This window comes from Prevotella multiformis DSM 16608 (assembly GCF_000191065.1).
In the GTDB taxonomy this organism is placed as follows: domain Bacteria; phylum Bacteroidota; class Bacteroidia; order Bacteroidales; family Bacteroidaceae; genus Prevotella; species Prevotella multiformis.
In genome coordinates this window covers 83,885-100,269 of record NZ_GL872283.1, presented here as the reverse complement: position 1 = coordinate 100,269, position 16,385 = coordinate 83,885, and the positions used below count along the sequence as shown (strand labels likewise).

General features: G+C 55.7%; 12 protein-coding genes. 6 read left to right on the top strand and 6 right to left on the bottom strand.

Annotated elements, in window-relative coordinates; all coding sequences use genetic code 11:
- Positions 1-9: 9 nt before the first annotated feature.
- The 4 genes from HMPREF9141_RS05800 to HMPREF9141_RS13355 all read right to left on the bottom strand — a co-directional run bounded on the left by HMPREF9141_RS05800 (position 10) and on the right by HMPREF9141_RS13355 (position 6,401).
- A complete protein-coding gene (locus HMPREF9141_RS05800) occupies positions 10-1,110 on the bottom strand; it encodes an acyltransferase family protein (protein ID WP_007367643.1) in 1,101 nt (366 codons plus the stop codon).
- Positions 1,107-2,936, bottom strand: coding sequence for a phosphoethanolamine transferase (locus tag HMPREF9141_RS05795; RefSeq protein WP_007367642.1), 1,830 nt, complete (start codon positions 2,934-2,936; stop codon positions 1,107-1,109). Before HMPREF9141_RS05795 ends, HMPREF9141_RS05800 begins: the two co-directional genes overlap by 4 nt.
- Positions 2,937-3,475: 539 nt before the next feature.
- Positions 3,476-6,100, bottom strand: a complete 2,625-nt coding sequence (locus HMPREF9141_RS05790) for a DUF2339 domain-containing protein (protein ID WP_007367640.1) — start codon at positions 6,098-6,100, stop codon at positions 3,476-3,478.
- A gap of 136 nt (positions 6,101-6,236) precedes the next feature.
- Positions 6,237-6,401 (bottom strand): hypothetical protein, encoded by a 165-nt coding sequence (locus HMPREF9141_RS13355; RefSeq protein ID WP_156792437.1) that lies wholly within the window; start codon positions 6,399-6,401, stop codon positions 6,237-6,239.
- Between the two features lie 94 nt (positions 6,402-6,495).
- On the opposite strand from HMPREF9141_RS13355, the gene HMPREF9141_RS05785 reads away from it, so the two are divergent.
- Together HMPREF9141_RS05785 and HMPREF9141_RS05780 are read left to right on the top strand one after the other, a co-directional pair.
- Positions 6,496-7,215 (top strand): IspD/TarI family cytidylyltransferase, encoded by a 720-nt coding sequence (locus HMPREF9141_RS05785; RefSeq protein WP_007367638.1) that lies wholly within the window; start codon positions 6,496-6,498, stop codon positions 7,213-7,215.
- Complete coding sequence (locus HMPREF9141_RS05780; protein ID WP_040554586.1) at positions 7,212-8,258, top strand: NAD-dependent epimerase/dehydratase family protein; 1,047 nt, start codon at positions 7,212-7,214, stop codon at positions 8,256-8,258. The genes HMPREF9141_RS05785 and HMPREF9141_RS05780 overlap by 4 nt, the downstream gene beginning before the upstream one ends.
- Here HMPREF9141_RS05780 and HMPREF9141_RS05775 read toward each other — a convergent pair.
- Positions 8,253-9,083 carry a LicD family protein gene (locus tag HMPREF9141_RS05775; RefSeq protein WP_007367636.1) on the bottom strand — a complete coding sequence of 277 codons (831 nt, stop codon included), beginning with the start codon at positions 9,081-9,083 and terminating at the stop codon, positions 8,253-8,255. The two genes, HMPREF9141_RS05780 and HMPREF9141_RS05775, sit on opposite strands and share 6 nt — an antisense overlap.
- A gap of 345 nt (positions 9,084-9,428) precedes the next feature.
- Complete coding sequence (locus HMPREF9141_RS05770) at positions 9,429-10,253, bottom strand: alpha/beta hydrolase (protein WP_007367634.1); 825 nt, start codon at positions 10,251-10,253, stop codon at positions 9,429-9,431.
- 405 nt (positions 10,254-10,658) lie between these two features.
- Between HMPREF9141_RS05770 and HMPREF9141_RS05765 the strand changes: the two genes are divergently transcribed.
- From HMPREF9141_RS05765 to speA, 4 genes are all read left to right on the top strand, one after another.
- Positions 10,659-11,195 carry an NUDIX domain-containing protein gene (locus HMPREF9141_RS05765; RefSeq protein ID WP_007367632.1) on the top strand — a complete coding sequence of 179 codons (537 nt, stop codon included), beginning with the start codon at positions 10,659-10,661 and terminating at the stop codon, positions 11,193-11,195.
- 78 nt (positions 11,196-11,273) lie between these two features.
- Positions 11,274-13,610, top strand: a complete 2,337-nt coding sequence (gene topA / locus HMPREF9141_RS05760) for a type I DNA topoisomerase (RefSeq protein WP_007367631.1) — start codon at positions 11,274-11,276, stop codon at positions 13,608-13,610.
- Between the two features lie 92 nt (positions 13,611-13,702).
- Positions 13,703-14,263, top strand: coding sequence for a shikimate kinase (locus HMPREF9141_RS05755; protein WP_040554913.1), 561 nt, complete (start codon positions 13,703-13,705; stop codon positions 14,261-14,263).
- A 147-nt stretch (positions 14,264-14,410) separates the two neighbouring features.
- Positions 14,411-16,303, top strand: a complete 1,893-nt coding sequence (gene speA, locus HMPREF9141_RS05750; protein WP_040554584.1) for a biosynthetic arginine decarboxylase — start codon at positions 14,411-14,413, stop codon at positions 16,301-16,303.
- Positions 16,304-16,385: the final 82 nt, after the last annotated feature.

The following is a 16,385-nucleotide window of genomic DNA, read 5'->3' as shown; positions in this document are numbered from 1 at the left end:
CGTATGATTTCACTTGAGTTCCGGGTTCGGGATCTTCTTCATCAGTTCCTTGAACAGCCATGCCAGACAGAGGGAGGCGAGGACATACAGCAGGAGTCCTGTCCAGTGATCTCCGCCCCGTGAGATGGGAATGAAGACCTTTCTCGTTATGGGGTGACAGACGAAGAGAGCCGCCGAGATGCTGCCTGTCCAGGAGAGGATGTGCATCAGCGGTGACCGCCGCCTGCCGGCGAAAGCCTCGAATCCTCCCAGCAGTTTCACGAAGCTGACGGAGGCGATGCAGACGGCCAGCGGTACGAGATACCACGACAGGGCATTGAAACTCATCAGCAGGACGGCGAGGGCGGAGACGAGGAATGCAGCCCCGTGGGTCGCCATGCTCCACGGCCGCATGTACCTCGCATAAAGCAGTCCTGCCCCGAAAGGCAGCATGGCACCTACGAAGTTATACCTCAACTGGTTCAGCGCCTCGCTTTCAGGAGGGCACGCCAGCTGGACGGCGGTGCAGACCACGATCAGGGCTGCGGTCCACATCCAGTGCCGCCGGTAGAGGAGAAGGCGGTAGACGACATAAAGCTGGAACATCAGTCCAAAGAACCAGTAAGGCCCCGGCCAGATGATCTTGTCGGGGAATGGAAGTACGTTGTTGAAAAGTCCCAGCTGGGCAAGGATGTCCGTCACGGCGTAACGGTGAGGGACGGGCGTGACGGCATCCAGCAGGGTGAAGGCGACGAATCCGACGATCATCATGCGGAAAAGCTTCAGCCAGTGATACCTGATGAATCCTGACAGGGGGAGCCGCCTTGTTCCGTCTGCGGACAAACCGCCCTGCCCCCGCTCGTATTTCATGGTCAGTCCGTATGCGGAGAGGAACAGGAAGACCGGCACGCCGTAGTGCCCGAAGAACGACAATACGTGGAAAAGAAACAGGTCGTCCCACGGCCCTCGCAGGACCTGCCAGAACCCGTCTGCGTTGTGCTGGAAATACTGGTACTCGTTTTCCTTCACCACCGGTCCCAGCCAATGGCAGTAATTGTGCAGGAAGATTCCGATGATGGCAAGTCCCCGCAGTGCATTGCATTCTGTTCTTGTCAACAGTTCTCTGTTCATTTCCCGTGTTTTGCAAGTTGGTCGTAATCCGTCGTATTCTTCAGCAGCCTCGGCCGCTTCTCATCGTAGTCGGGGCTGAGCACGTTGTATTCCGCATGATAGTCTTTCGTATGGATCCCCGCCAGATACAGGAGCAGATGCGGCAGGGCATCCGTCATGAAACGGCGGTGGCGGGCACGGATGATCTGCTGGAAGATGTCCGGATGCTTCGCCGCATACTTATGCGAGCAGAAGATCCAGAACGGAATCTCGAACTCATAATGCGCCAGGTCGTAGTCAATGGTGTCAGAGTGGTTTCGGCAGATGAAGCCGCGGCTGCCCTCGTAGCATTCTTCTCCGTGGTCGGGCATATAGATGACGATGGCCTCCCGGTCTTCAAACCGTCTGACGATCTGGTCGACGATGGAGTCATTGTACAGGACGGCATTGTCGTAATCGGCCAGGACATTCCGTCGGCTCAGGTCGAGATCCGGCCGTTTTTCTGCATAGTCTTCTCCCCTGAAGTGATGGCGGTCGGCCGGATAACGCTGCCGGTAGTTGACGTGCTGGCCGATGAGATGGAAGATGATGAGGTTGTGGTCTGAATTGTACTGCTGCTGGTTCTTGTCGTAGTCATCCAGCAGTCCGCAGTCGTAGCGGTACAGCTGCTTGTTGCGTGCATCGAACATCGCCCTCGACAGCTCCGGGTGGTTCAGGAAGAATCCGCCGCTGAAGTCGTACACGGCTTCCTTTGCCTTGGGCAGGAACTGGTTGGTGAGGAAGGTCACGTGATAGCCGGCTCTGCGGAACAGTTCGGGGAAGAGCGGGTAGTCGCACCACTCTCCTTTCTCGCCTGCAACATGGAGGGAAAAGACGTTCTTGAAGACGAAGCTGGTCAGATTCCAGGGAGACACCACATCGCTGAACGGCACCAGCAGCCCTGTCTTCTCACGCCTGATCTGCCGCGGGGTGGTCGGCATGAAGTATCCGTACTGTTCCGAATGGTGCTTGCCATAGCTTTCCCCGATGATAAGAACGATATCCGGCGAACGGAACGAGCAGCTGTCTACTGTCACCTTGTCCTTTGCCACGATAAGGCGGTCGATCTGCTTCGATGCCAGCTCGTTGGAGAAGATGCTGAATACAAGACGGTAGACCGGAAGATAGAACTCGGCGCACTTGCGGTGCGTCAGCTCATGTTCTACGGAGCCGATGGTGTCCAGCGAGAATATCTGCGCTATTTCCCTTTTGTTGTGTGCGGATCTGACCACCGACCAGACAAGCAGCACGAGAAAGATGAATCCCAGAGCCGGCTGCAGGGAGGTAAGCCGCTGTCTCCAGGCCGCTGCCCGCCGTCTGAAAATCGCCGGCAGCATGCTCTTCCCGCAGAAAGCGGTAAGAATATGGACAAGCAGAATCAGCCCTAACACGCCCACACTCGATGCAAGGAGGTCGGCAGTGAAGTAACTGCTGAAGAACTCGCCGGCCTCGCGGCCATTGGTCTCGCCGACGAGAAGAAGCATGGAGGGATTCAGCGTCGACTGGAACTTCACCCAGCAGAACAGGTCGGTGATATTTGTCGTGTAGGCGATGACATACAGACAGGCACGCACCCACCGGCGTATCTTCCGGGGTATCAGCATGAGGATCACGGCTATTGCATACAGGTCGAGAAACAGCTCCAGCCAGAGGTTTCCGTAAACTTTTTCCTCGGGATTGCCGGCCGGCAGTTCGGCATACGACACGAATATCCCTATCAGGTACATGAAAACGAAGAATGAGGCATTGTCCCTGATGGGCTGCCATACTTTATTCAACAGGCGGATAGCTTTCTCTCTGTATTTCATTTATGTGCATAGAATTATAGAAATTATGTGCAAAGTTAACTTTATTTTATGAGTAAGTCTATTTTAAAGTACAATTTAACACTGTCGGCCGTTCCATTCTCCTTCTTCATGGAATTCAGGACCGGTATGCCTGTGCGGCATTCTCCCCGGTGGATGGAGGTCTCCGTTGATGTCTTTTGCGGATCTGCCGGAGAATCCCTGCCGGCGGATCCGCATTATGAGACAGCGTGTTTGCTCCTTGCTTTAGGGCAACATGCGCTTCTTTCGTCCGTGTGGGTTACGTCAGTTCTCGGCAGTGCGGCTTTTTTTCACGGCAATCCGCTCCCTTACCGGCAACGGATGGTCTGCGTGCGGGTCTTCGACACGGCCGGTGCCAGCCCTCAACACGGCCGGTGTCAGCCCTCAACACGTTCGGTGTCGGGTATCAACGCGGATAGTGTCGGGTGTCAGCACATCGGCAGGAAGCGGTGAGACTGCAGTCCCTGTCGCCGTGATGCGGACAGCAGGCGGCCGGTCGGCCTATGCGGTATGGCGGGGTGTCATTTCTCTTCTTCCTCTTTGAACAGTACATCTTTGAGCTTCTGATAAAGGAAGGAAAGGGTCAGGAGGAGAATACCGAGGCTGATGAAGACGATGATTTTCCCCAGAGCCGGCATCGACCATACGTCGTTGAGGACAAGTTTTCCTAAGACGATACCGAACTCTGTCAGACTGACGATGCGTACTTGCTTGCTGTGACAGCGCATGCCGACACACATGAGGGTGAAGGCTGCAAATCCCAGGGAAAGGGAGAAAGCGGTGCTGAAGCCGTACTCGTTGAAGGTAACCATCAGCAGGCGGGTTGCCGTGAGCCATACCAGTGTTGAGATAATGGCGAACTCGGTGTGCTGTTTTCTGTTGTCAGGCATTGCAAGCAGCAGTCCGCGCATGACATATATCAGATAGGCTGCTGTCACGCAGGTCATGATCCATTTCAGCAGATTCCCGTCCGTACCGGTGTAGTTCCATACTGCCATCGCATACAGTCCCGCTGCAAAATAGACGGTGATATCGTAAAAGACCCTGTACCGGTCTATTTCAAAGCGGTTGCGCAGGATGCCGGCACCCGCCGACAGCAGCACGTTGAGTGCAAGCAGAGAGGCAAGGTCTGCCACGACATTCTCGAGATGGAAGTGGAAATCATCCCAGAGCCCCAGGTACAGGAGCAGGAAGCCGACGGAATATGCAACCGCATTGCAGGGAGCGTAGCTGATCAGGCGATGGTCTTCTGAGAACAACGCTCTGTGGCGTTGCAGGATGACGGCAAACACAAAGGAGGAGATGCTCAGGAACAGCATCACAAGGAAGTTGCCATTGAAGAACAGGGAGTGACCGGTGTCGGCTAAATTCTCGCACAGCAGTCTGCAGAGCAACAGGGACACCAGCGTCAAGACAGACAGCACGACAGCCCCGGTCTCAAATATCCGGTCTTTCTCCCGGGTGAAGAGCCATAGGAGGATCACCGCCTCGGTTGCCCACATCATGAGGAGGTTGGTCGTATCGAACTGCATCGGAATGCCGATGGAGACGAAGGTGATGGTCAGACCCAGCATAAGGCTGCGCAGGGTGTCCTGTCCCGATATGCGGAAACGCAGGTAGAGATAGGCTGCCAGATTGACAGCGGCGATGAAGAAAGCGATGAAACCGTCATTGTCGAACGACATCCCACACCGTCTCAGCACGTAGTCGCCATACAGCAGATACAGGAAGCTGTTGCCGGTCACGACCGACAGCATCGCACGTCTTATGGACTTGCTGCACGGGGTGCGCAGGATGAAGATGACTGGAAGCAGGAAGATGAAATAGAACAGGGTTGCAAATCCCAGCAGGACGGTATAGCCTGTGGGTGAGAGCAGGAACTGCCAGCCGCCTGCCAGGGTCGTCATCCACAAAATGATGTATGTAAAACAGAAAGCGACAATAGGCAGTATTCCCCATTTCCTGTACATCGCCAGAGCGAACATGCCGATGTTCAGGATGCTGATGTAGATCTGCAGGGTAATGACGCTGTCCGAGTCGGTGCTGACGATGAAGGGTGCGAGGAAGCCGCCGACGAGTGCCGTGACGGCCAGCTCCTTCCGGTCGTACAGAATGGAGATGACCGACATGAAGAGGGTGGTGGCGCAGAGGATGACAAACGCCATGGTCTGTGAGAACAGCCCGTAGTAATGGAAAGCGATGGCTGTGATAAGATAGAACACGCCGAAGGCACCGCCGGCCAGCAGGGAGGTGAAGGTGTGGTATCGCCGATGCAGCCGTTCGGCCAGCACGAGCATGCCCGCTCCGACGGCATAGCCCAGCATAGTCCGCGCCGTCTCATTGATCCAGTTCTGGTCAATCGCATACTTGACGAAGAAGCCGATGCCGATGATGAACACGATGATGCCGATCTTACCGAAAAGGTTCTCACCGATGAACTTCTCATAGTTCGTTCCCTGTCCGGCGAAAACCGCTTCATCCCTGTCACTTGCCGCATCTTCCTCGGAAGAGCCGGCAGAGCAGTCCATGACCCTGGGAGGCTCGCCGTCCTGTCTTTCCCTTGCAGTATCTTTCTCTGCAAAGCGGCTCATGACCCTGGAGAGTCCGCTGTCCTGTCTTTCCCTTGCCGCATCTTCCTCGGAGGAGCGGACGGGACGGTCGGCAGCCGGGAACGGTTTCCGGTCCTGCCGGTCAGCTGCCTGTTCGGTTGTATCTTCCTTTTGTCCGGCGGATTCCGTCTCTTGTCCAATCGTCTCCTGTTTCCTTTCATCTTTCTCTTTCACAGGTATTTCGACGACGGATGGACGTATGGGCTCTGACTGTTCCCACCAGTAAGCAGCAGGAGCATGGGGGACAGGGGCTTCTTCTCCGGAAGTCTTTGCCGTCTCCTGTCGCATCTCCGCCGGAGTATTCTCTGCTGTCTGCTCCCGTTCTTCCACGATGGCTTTCTTTGCAGGTCCGGCAGGTTTCCGGTATTCTTTCCGACTGTCCCTGATCATTTTCTGCAGTGCCGAAAGTTCTTCGGTGATGATGTCGAGGGAATCGCCAAGTGCATTGATCTTGGAGAACAGTACATAACAGACAGCTGCCGGAATCACCAGTAACGCCAGAGGAAGAAGCCAAATAAATCCGTAATCCATAAACATATTAAAGCATTTTGACCGTAAAGGTAGTGTTTTTCTTCATATTCTCCTAATTCTTTTGACATTTAAATTATTTTCTTTTGACATTTAAATTATTTTCTGTTGACATTTAAATTATTTTCTGTATATTTGTCAGCAATTACAGGGTGTTGGTGAGCAGGGGAGAAACAGGCAGGCCGGTCTCGGCGGTTGTCTGTACCTTCAATGGGAGAAGTACCTCAGAGAACAGCCGGACTCCATTCCCATGCAGACCCTTCAAGGAGACTGATGGGAGGGGGCAGGGAGGCTTCTTCTGTCCGTTCATCTTCGCTTAGGGCAGCGTACAATACACTGATTGCAATGTACGACACGCCTGTTGCGACATACAATCAATACGACCTTTAAATACAGGAAAAAGAATGAATATCGCTTTGTTGACAGCCGGCGGAACCGGCAACCGCATGGGACAGGACATCCCCAAACAGTTCATGACGATCGACAACATTCCCGTGATCATCTACACCCTGAAGGCTTTTCAGGAGCATCCTGAGGTAGATGCCATCGGTGTCGTGTGTCTTAAAGGCTGGGAAGTGGTGCTGCAGGCTTATGCCAACCAGTTCAACATAACGAAGCTGAAGTGGATCTTCGAGGGCGGCGACAGCAACCAGCACTCCATCCTGAACGGTCTGCAGGGACTGAAGTCCATGGACTGTTCTGACGACGACATCGTTCTGGTACACGACGGAGTACGTCCTCTGGTCTCCGGACAGATCATTTCCGAGAACATCGCAACGTGCAGGGAATACGGCTATGCCGTGACAGGACTGGTATGCAAAGAAGCCATCATGGAGGTGCGGGGCAGCTGCCTGCGCAACATTTCCATTCCCCGCGAGCGGCTCATCAGGACACAGACACCGCATACCTACCGGCTGGGCACGCTGCTGAAAGCGCATGCAGAAGCGGAAGAAAGGGGAATCGGGAATACGGTCGCATCCTGTACTCTGCTCGGAGCGCTCGGCATAGACGACCAGCACCTCGTGGCGGGATCCGAACGAAACGGTCTGAAACTGACCCGGACAGAGGATGTAGAGCTGTTCAAGGCATTGAAAGATACGGAAAGAGAGGAATGGTTGAAATGACTAATACCTATTCACAGCAGCTGGAAGAAGCCGTACGGAGCGGTCTTCCCTGGTCGAAGCTGTCAGGCTGCAATATCCTTGTGACGGGTGCGACAGGGCTGATCGGCGGCTGTCTGGTCGATATGCTCATGCACAGGCGGCACCGCGACTACACCGTCTATGCGGCAGGACGCAACAAGGCTAGGGCTGACAGGCGTTTCTCCACCTATCTCAATGATCCGGACTTCCACTTCCTGTGCTTCGATGTCACGAAGCCGCTGCCAGCGGACGTCGATTTCCATTTCATCATCGATGCCGCCAGCAGTGCGTCCCCCGCCCTCTATGCCGCCGATCCGGTAGGCGTGATGAAAGCCAACATCTGCGGTGTCGACCGCCTTCTGGACTATGGCAGACGGCACCGGCTGCGCAGGTTCGTCTATGTCTCATCGGGAGAAGTGTACGGGGAAGGCGACGGAAGAGTCTTTACAGAGGATTACAGCGGCTACGTCGACCCGACGGCGGTCCGTTCCTGCTATCCGTCTTCCAAACGTGCAGCCGAGACACTGGCGGTCTGTTACGCCCGGCAATACGGCCTTGACATAAGCATCGCGCGCCCTTCCCACGTCTACGGCCCTTATTTCAGTCCGTCGGACAATCGGGTCTATGCCCAGTTCCTCCGCAATGTTCTCGCCGGTGAGGATATTGTCATGAAGAGCGAAGGGACGCAGTTCCGTTCCTGGTGCTATGTCATCGACTGTGCCGCCGCCCTTCTCTTCCTGCTCCTGAAGGGAGAGAACATGACCGCCTACAATATTGCCGACGCACAGTCGAACATCACGATACGGCAGCTGGCGGGAATGATTGCCGCCGTCGGAAACCGTAAGGTGGTCATGGAACTGCCGGAGGAAGCAGAGAAAGCGGGCTACTCCGTCGTCACCCGGGCAGTCTTCGACACGACCCGGCTGGAGCAGCTCGGCTGGATGCCGCTTCCCTCGTCCATGCAGGAGAAAATCAAAGCGACCCTGCTGGAAGAGAAGCGGGTGCAGGGAGGCTCCTGTTTATAGAAACCGCACCGTCACCTGATGGCGGTTGCGTTTGTCCTTCGGGGGCAGGTCGTTGTAATTGCCGTAGATGATCCCGCAGAACTCCTCGGGTTCTGCGGGGCCGTTGTAGGTTCTGCCCTCAAAGCGGATTTCCCTGTAGGGGCGCAGTACCCGTTCGGGAAACCGTTCATAGAACCACGTTCCGTATGTGTGCATATACGCTCCTTTCTTTCCGAACAGCTGCCCGAACAGGCGGAAGACGGGAAACACGCCATGTTCGAGGAACGCATACCCTGCCTGTGCCCAGTGCGGGTGATCCGGCGAAAGACGGAAGTTCACGACACAGGCCAGCTTGCCCGCCAGCCGTTGCAGCGAGGGCAGTATCCTGTCTTCATAAGGGAAAATGTCGATGTGCAGACCACGGTATTTCATGATCTCCAGAGCCTTCCGGTCTCTGGAGTTTTCGTTTTCCGTACTCAGGTGTTCGCTCTTCGTGTCGCGCAGGCTGGCCCACGACTTCAGGTAGCCGGGGTCGGTGCTGTTGTCCTGAAGGACGAACTGCGGATGCGGATGGCGTTTCAAGTAAGTACAGAAGCGCCTGTAATCCTTGTGATCCACCACGATATCCACATCGTCATCCCAGGGAATGAACCCTCCGTGGCGCAATGCGCCCAGCACGTTGCCGCCGTCCAGCCGCCATGCCACTCCGGCTTCCGCCGCCGCTGCTTTCAGATAGTCGAGCATGTCAAGCAGCCGCAGCTGTGCCTGCCTGAGTACCGAGCCGTCAGGATTGTATTCTTTCCGCAGGCTCTCACGGGTCTCTCCCGTATTGAATGTGCCGGTCATCATCTTTCGTCTTTGTTGTTGGAAAGACAGTACCGGCGGGTGCAGGGAAAACGTGGCTTCCTGCCTGCCGGATGCAGCCTGTCTTTGCGAAATTACATAAAAAAGTCGAATCTTCCTCCGCTTCTGCAAAGACATCCTCCCCCTCGATGTCCTCAATGTGTCCTCCCCAACGCTGGTTCTTCAAGTGCGTCCTGTCCGTCTCCTGCCGACGTATGGCTGCCCGGCACCAGTTGTGGCGAGGCCTGACACCGGTCGTGTCGAGGGTCCGCACGTTTACAGCCGATGGTATCGGAAGACCGTGTCCGGGGCGCAACCGTGTCCGGAGACAGGCGGATCCTTCTGTCCTTAGAAGCTCTTGAGCCACGCCTTCAGGTCCATCATCATCTCTTCATGGTAGCGGAAGCCGATCTTGCTGCCCCAGCCATGACCGCCGCCGGGATAGACATGCAGCGAGGCGCGGACATCGTTGCGGTAAAGTTCGGTGTAATAGTTCACGCCGTTTGCGGGGGGAACGGCATCGTCGTCGTCGCTGAGTGCGATGAACGCGCGCGGCGTGACACGGCTCACGTTCATGTCGGCGCTGTATTTCTTCTCGTCACGCTTGCCGGGATGTTTCCCCAGGAAGTTGGTCCGGCTCCGGTCGTGTCCGTAGCCTTCCAGCATGGAGATGACCGGATAGAACAGGATCTGGAAGTTCGGCTTCGCCTCTCCCAGACTTCTCGTGGCGATGGTTGCCGCCAGATGTCCGCCTGCCGAGAAGCCCATGATGCCGATGTCATTGCGGTTGATTTTCCAGCTCGTGGCATTCATGCGCACCAGTCTCATGGCCTGTTCGGCATCCGATACCGGAACCTCCGGATTACCGTTCGGCATACGGTATTTCAGCACGATGGCTGCAATGCCCTGGTTCTGGAAGAACTCCCCCCAGTCGTAGCCCTCCTTTTCCATCGACAGCGTCTCGTAGGCGCCGCCCGGGCAGATGACCACGGCACGTCCTGTCGCCTCTTTCTCTATGGGAAGGAAGACGCGTACCTTTGCCGTGTCCCTTGAGTCGCCGTTGCTGTAAGGTGGGCGGCCGTTGTATAGTTTGACATCGAATGTACTCTGGGCAGACATTGCCATGCTGACAGCAGCCAGTCCGATCGTGAAGAATAGTTTTCTGAAATTCATTCTGTATTCTGTTTGTTTGTCGCCTTTTCCGTCATTCGCTCGTTCCAGCCGTCATCTGCCCGTGCGGTATGACGGCCGTGTCCCCATAATCGTAAGGTGTCGTCACTGTTGCAGCAAGAAGCAGGAGGAAGTATGTAATTTTGAGCGTATTGTCGCAAAGTTAACAAAAAGATACGGTTTCGGCCGTAGATATTTAGAGTTTTTAGTATATTTGCAGCATGAAATGATAAAAGTCATTGAACGTAAACGTATTTTAAAGATTGCGGCGTTTATGTTAACAACCGTGCTCTGCCCTGCTGTCCCGGCGGCCGGCCGTTCATTGACACCTGATGTTCACCCCCTCATCCCTCTCACCGCCCCCTCATCGCTTATCACGTCCGTCATCCCTATCAACATCACCCGATTATGCACGTATTAGACAAATTTCAGTATTGCCCCGCATGTGGAAGCAGACACTTCGTGGAGCAGAACGAGAAGAGCAAACGCTGCGAAAGCTGCGGCTTTGAGTATTTCCTGAACCCCAGTTCGTCCGTGGCGGCGTTCATCCTGAACAGCAAAGGCGAACTGCTTGTGACGCGCCGGAAACTTGATCCGGGACGCGGGACGCTGGATCTGCCCGGCGGATTCTGCGACATCGGTGAGACGACGGAAGAGGCTCTTGCCCGTGAGATAGAGGAGGAGACCAACCTCGTTATCAAGGAAAAACGTTATTTCTGTTCGCTTCCGAACAAGTACCGTTACAGTGGATTCGACATTCCCACACTCGATGCCTTCTTCATCTGCAGCGTGGAGGACGAGACCGTTCTCAGGGCAGCTGACGACGTGGATGAGGTGAGGTGGCTGCCGCTGGACGAAATTCATACCGAGCAGTTCGGTCTCCGCTCTATCCGCCAGGCGCTCTATGACTTCCTCCAGAGGGAGAAGGAAAACTTAAAAAAGTAGAAATTTTGCCTATTATATAAGGTGTAAGCAAAAAGTTTAAGTACTTTTGCGCCCTTGAAAAAACGTACAAGAGTGATTATGCAAGAAAACCTGGTAATAGTAGAGAGCCCCGCAAAGGCCAAGACCATCGAGAAGTTTCTCGGCAAGGACTATAAGGTAATGTCGTCTTACGGCCATATCCGTGACCTGAAGAAGAAGGAACTGAGCATTGACCTTGACACCCTGACCCCCGACTACGAAATTCCTGACGAAAAGAAGAAAGTCGTCAGCGAACTGAAGAAGAATGCCAAGGCTGCCAAGAAGGTCTGGCTGGCTTCCGATGAGGACCGCGAGGGAGAGGCCATCAGCTGGCATCTCTGTGAGGTGCTGGGACTGGACGAGGAGAAGACGAGCCGAATCGTGTTCCATGAGATTACCAAGCCGGCCATCCTGAAGGCCATCGAAACTCCGCGCCATCTGGACATGAACCTGGTGAACGCACAGCAGGCCCGCCGTGTGCTCGACCGTCTGGTAGGTTTCCGCCTGTCACCGGTCCTGTGGCGCAAGGTGAAGCCGGCACTGAGCGCAGGACGCGTGCAGAGTGTCGCCGTCCGCCTGATTGTCGAACGTGAGCGGGAGATCCAGAACTTCGCATCAGAACCTTATTATCGCCTGAATGCCGTCTTCGCCGTCACCAACGAGGACGGCTCGAAGAATGAAGTGAAGGCGGAACTGAACAAGCGGTTCAAGACCCATGAGGAGGCCCTGGCGTTTCTGGAACTGTGCAAGAAAGCAAGGTTCAGGGTCGCATCCATCGCCAGGAAACCGCTGAAACGCACGCCGGCGCCGCCTTTCACCACCTCGACCCTGCAGCAGGAAGCGGCCAGAAAGCTCGGATTCACCGTCAGCCAGACGATGATGGTAGCGCAGAGGCTGTATGAGGCCGGCCGCATCACGTATATGCGAACCGACAGTGTCAACCTGTCCGCCCTGGCCATCAACACCAGCAAGGCCGAAATAGAGCGACTCTACGGGGCTGAATACGGCAAGGTAAGGATGTACCATACGCACAGCAAGGGTGCGCAGGAGGCTCACGAGGCCATCCGTCCCACCTATATGGACAATGTCTCCATCGATGGAACAAGTCAGGAAAAACGCCTGTACGACCTGATATGGAAGCGTACCATCGCCTCACAGATGGCGGATGCGCAGATAGAAAAAACGACCGTAAACATTTCCCTTGAAGCGGAAGACGGCAAGAACCAGACCGATCTGCAGTTCGTTGCCAACGGTGAAGTGATTGCTTTCGAGGGATTCCTGAAAGTTTACCACGAGTCGTCCGACGACGAAGAGGGCGGCGAGGAATTCTCCCATGCACTGCCCCCCATGCACGAGGGCGAGGAACTCGAACGCCGTGAGATTGTCTCGACGGAGCGTTACTCGCAGGGTCCCGGCCGTTATACAGAGGCAAGTCTCGTGCGCAAGCTCGAGGAACTCGGCATCGGCCGTCCGTCCACTTACGCCCCGACCATCTCGACCATCCAGCAGCGCGAATACGTGCAGAAGGGCGACCGCAAGGGCGAAGAGCGGAAATACGTCGTGGACACGCTGCTCGGGCTGAAGGTCACGTCCAAGACCAAGAAGGAAATGGCCGGTGCCGACAAGGGCAAGCTCATCCCGACGGACATCGGTATTGTCGTCAACGATTTTCTCATGGAGAACTTCCCGGACATCATGGACTACAACTTTACGGCAAAGGTCGAGCAGGAGTTCGACAAGATCGCCGAGGGCAAGGTGGCATGGAACAAGGAGATGAAGACCTTCTACCAGGGCTTCGAGCCGGAGGTGGAGAAGGTGATGAACGCCCGTTCAGAGCATAAGGCCGGCGAACGCGAGCTGGGCATAGACCCCAAGAGCGGCAAGCCGGTGTTCGTGAAGATCGGCCGCTTCGGCCCCGTTGTCCAGATCGGCAGTGCCGATGATGAGGACAAACCGCGTTTCTCTCAGCTGCCGGCCGACAAGAGCATAGAGACGATTACCCTTGACGAAGCGCTGGAGCTGTTCAAACTGCCGCGCACGGTCGGGCAGTTCGAAGGGACGGATGTCGTCATCGGGGCAGGTCGTTTCGGCCCTTACGTGCTCCACAACAAGAAGTATACGTCGCTGCCCAAGGACGAAAACCCGCTTACCATCAGCCTTGATGCAGCCATCAACCTGATTCAGAAGAAGCGTCTGCAGGATGCGCAGCGGCACCTCAAGACCTTTGAAGAAGACGGCAGGATGGAGGTGATGAACGGCCGCTACGGCCCTTACATTGCCTATGACGGCAAGAACTACCGTATGCCGAAGACGCTCCACGAGAAAGCCGCCGAGCTGACGTACGAGCAGTGCATGGACATCGTGAAGAATGCACCGGAGCCCCGGCGAAAGAAGTAAAAAAGACACCGGCCTGCCTGCAAAGGGGGTATGACATCCGCCTCATGGTGTGGCGACGGCCTGCTGCGGGGGGATGGTAAATGATCTTGGGCATGACAGAAAACAAGGAAGGCTACCGGCCGCTTCGCATCATCCTCGTCGGCTATATGGGAGCCGGGAAGACCACCGTCGGCAAGGCTCTCTCAAAGGAGCTGGGCATTCCTTTCTACGACCTGGACTGGTACATAGAGAGCCGGATGCGCAGGACTGTGAAGCAGATCTTCGATGAAAGGGGCGAAGACGGATTCCGCAAGATGGAACAGGCCATGCTCCATGAGGTGGCGGAGTTCGAGCACGTCATCATCTCCTGTGGCGGAGGGACTCCTTGTTTCTTCGACAACATGGACTACATGAACCGGCAGGCGGAAACCGTCTATCTGAAGGCAGAGCCTGACGTGCTCTTCAGGCATCTGCAGATGGGCAGGTCTGTCCGTCCGCTGTTGCTCGGCAAGACGCCTGACGAGATCCGTTCGTTCATCCGTGAGCAGCTCGAATGGCGAGAGCCGTTTTATGCCAGGGCAAGACATACCCTCGACGTGAGCCTGATGGACAATTACGAGAAGATACAGATTTCCGTAGACCAGCTCTGCCGCCTGCTGCGGATCGACTGGTGAGGCAGTCCGGGCCAGGGCAGGGTGATGGCGCCGCCGGAGGCCCGGCAGCCTTCGCCCCGTGCGGAGGTGCAGGGGGACGGGTGTGTGCAGGGATTTAAAACAAGATATTTTATAGGGAAAGAAACATTATATAGGGAAAGAACAGAAATGAAAAAGTGGACGATTGAAGATTCGCGGGAACTGTACAACATCTCGGGGTGGGGTACATCTTATTTCGGCATAAATGACAAGGGCGACGTGTATGTCACGCCCTGTAAGGACAACACGCAGATTGACCTGCGCGATGTCATGGACGAGCTCGCCCTGCGTGATGTCACGCCGCCGGTGCTGCTCCGCTTCCCCGACATTCTCGACAACCGTATCGAGAAGACCTCTTCCTGCTTTGAGAAGGCAAGGAAGGAGTACGGATTCAAGGCCGAGAACTTCATCATCTATCCGATCAAGGTGAATCAGATGCAGCCGGTGGTGGAGGAAATCATCTCCCACGGACGCAAGTTCAACCTCGGACTGGAGGCCGGGTCGAAGCCCGAGCTGCACGCAGTCATCGCCGTACAGTGCCAGAGCGACTCGCTCATCGTCTGCAACGGTTACAAGGATCAGAGCTACATCGAACTGGCTTTGCTGGCGCAGAAGATGGGCAAGCGCATCTTCATCGTGGTGGAGAAGCTCAACGAAATAGACCTCATTGCCCGGGCAGCAAAGAAGCTGAATGTGAAGCCGAACCTCGGCATCCGCATCAAACTGGCATCCAGCGGGTCGGGGAAATGGGCCGAGAGCGGCGGCGATGCCTCCAAGTTCGGACTCACTTCTTCCGAGCTGCTCCAGGCGCTGGAGACGCTCGACGGGAAGGGGCTGCACGACTGCCTGCACCTCATTCACTTCCACATCGGATCGCAGATTACCAAGATACGCCGCATCCAGACCGCCCTCAACGAGGCAGCACAGTATTACGTGAACCTGCGCAGGATGGGGTACGGCGTCGATTTCGTCGACTGCGGAGGCGGTCTGGGGGTCGACTACGACGGTACTCGCTCGTCCAACAGCGAGAGTTCCGTGAATTACAGCATTCAGGAATATGTCAACGACTGCGTCTATACATTCGTGGATGCAGCCGACAAGAACGGTATTCCGCATCCGAACATCATCACCGAGAGCGGAAGAAGTCTTTCGGCGCACCACTCCGTCCTTGTCATCGACGTATTGGAGACGGCTTCCCTGCCGGAGATGTCCGAAGAGTTTGAGGCGAAGGAGACAGACCATCAGCTGGTAAAGGACCTTTACGACATCTGGGACAACCTCGACTCACGCAATATGCTGGAGGACTGGCACGATGCCGAACAGATCCGCGAGGAGGCACTGGAGCTGTTCTCCCACGGCATGGTGGATCTGAAGACACGTGCCGAGATTGAGGCGATGTACTGGAGTGTGTGCCATGAGATCAACAGTCTTGCCAAGAACATGAAGCATGTCCCCGATGAACTGCGGAACATGGACAAGCTGCTGGCAGACAAGTACTTCTGCAACTTCTCGCTTTTCCAGTCGCTCCCGGACAGCTGGGCGATAGACCAGCTTTTCCCCGTCATGCCTATCCAGCGGCTCAACGAACGTCCGGCACGCAACGCCACTTTGCAGGACATTACCTGCGACAGCGACGGGAAGATGTCGAATTTCGTTTCCATGGGGCGCACCAGCCACGTCCTGCCGGTCCACCCGCTGAAGAAGGGCGAGCCTTATTATCTCGGTGTTTTCCTCGTCGGAGCCTATCAGGAAATTCTGGGAGATATGCACAATCTCTTCGGCGACACCAATGCGGTACACATCTCCGTCAAGGACGGAGGCTATCACATCGACCAGATCTTCGACGGTGAGACGGTGGAGGAAGTGCTCGAATACGTACAGTACAATCCCAAGAAGCTCGTCCGGCAGCTTGAGATATGGGTGACGAAGAGCGTCAAGCAGGGTAAGATTTCGCTGGAGGAAGGCAAGGAGTTCCTCAGCAACTACCGCAGCGGACTATACGGTTACACCTATCTGGAGTAGCCGGGAAAGTGTTTCCTGCCCGATGTGGCAGACTGTGGGAGACGTGCCGGAGTGCTCCGGTCTGTTGCTGCCGTTTGTCCGT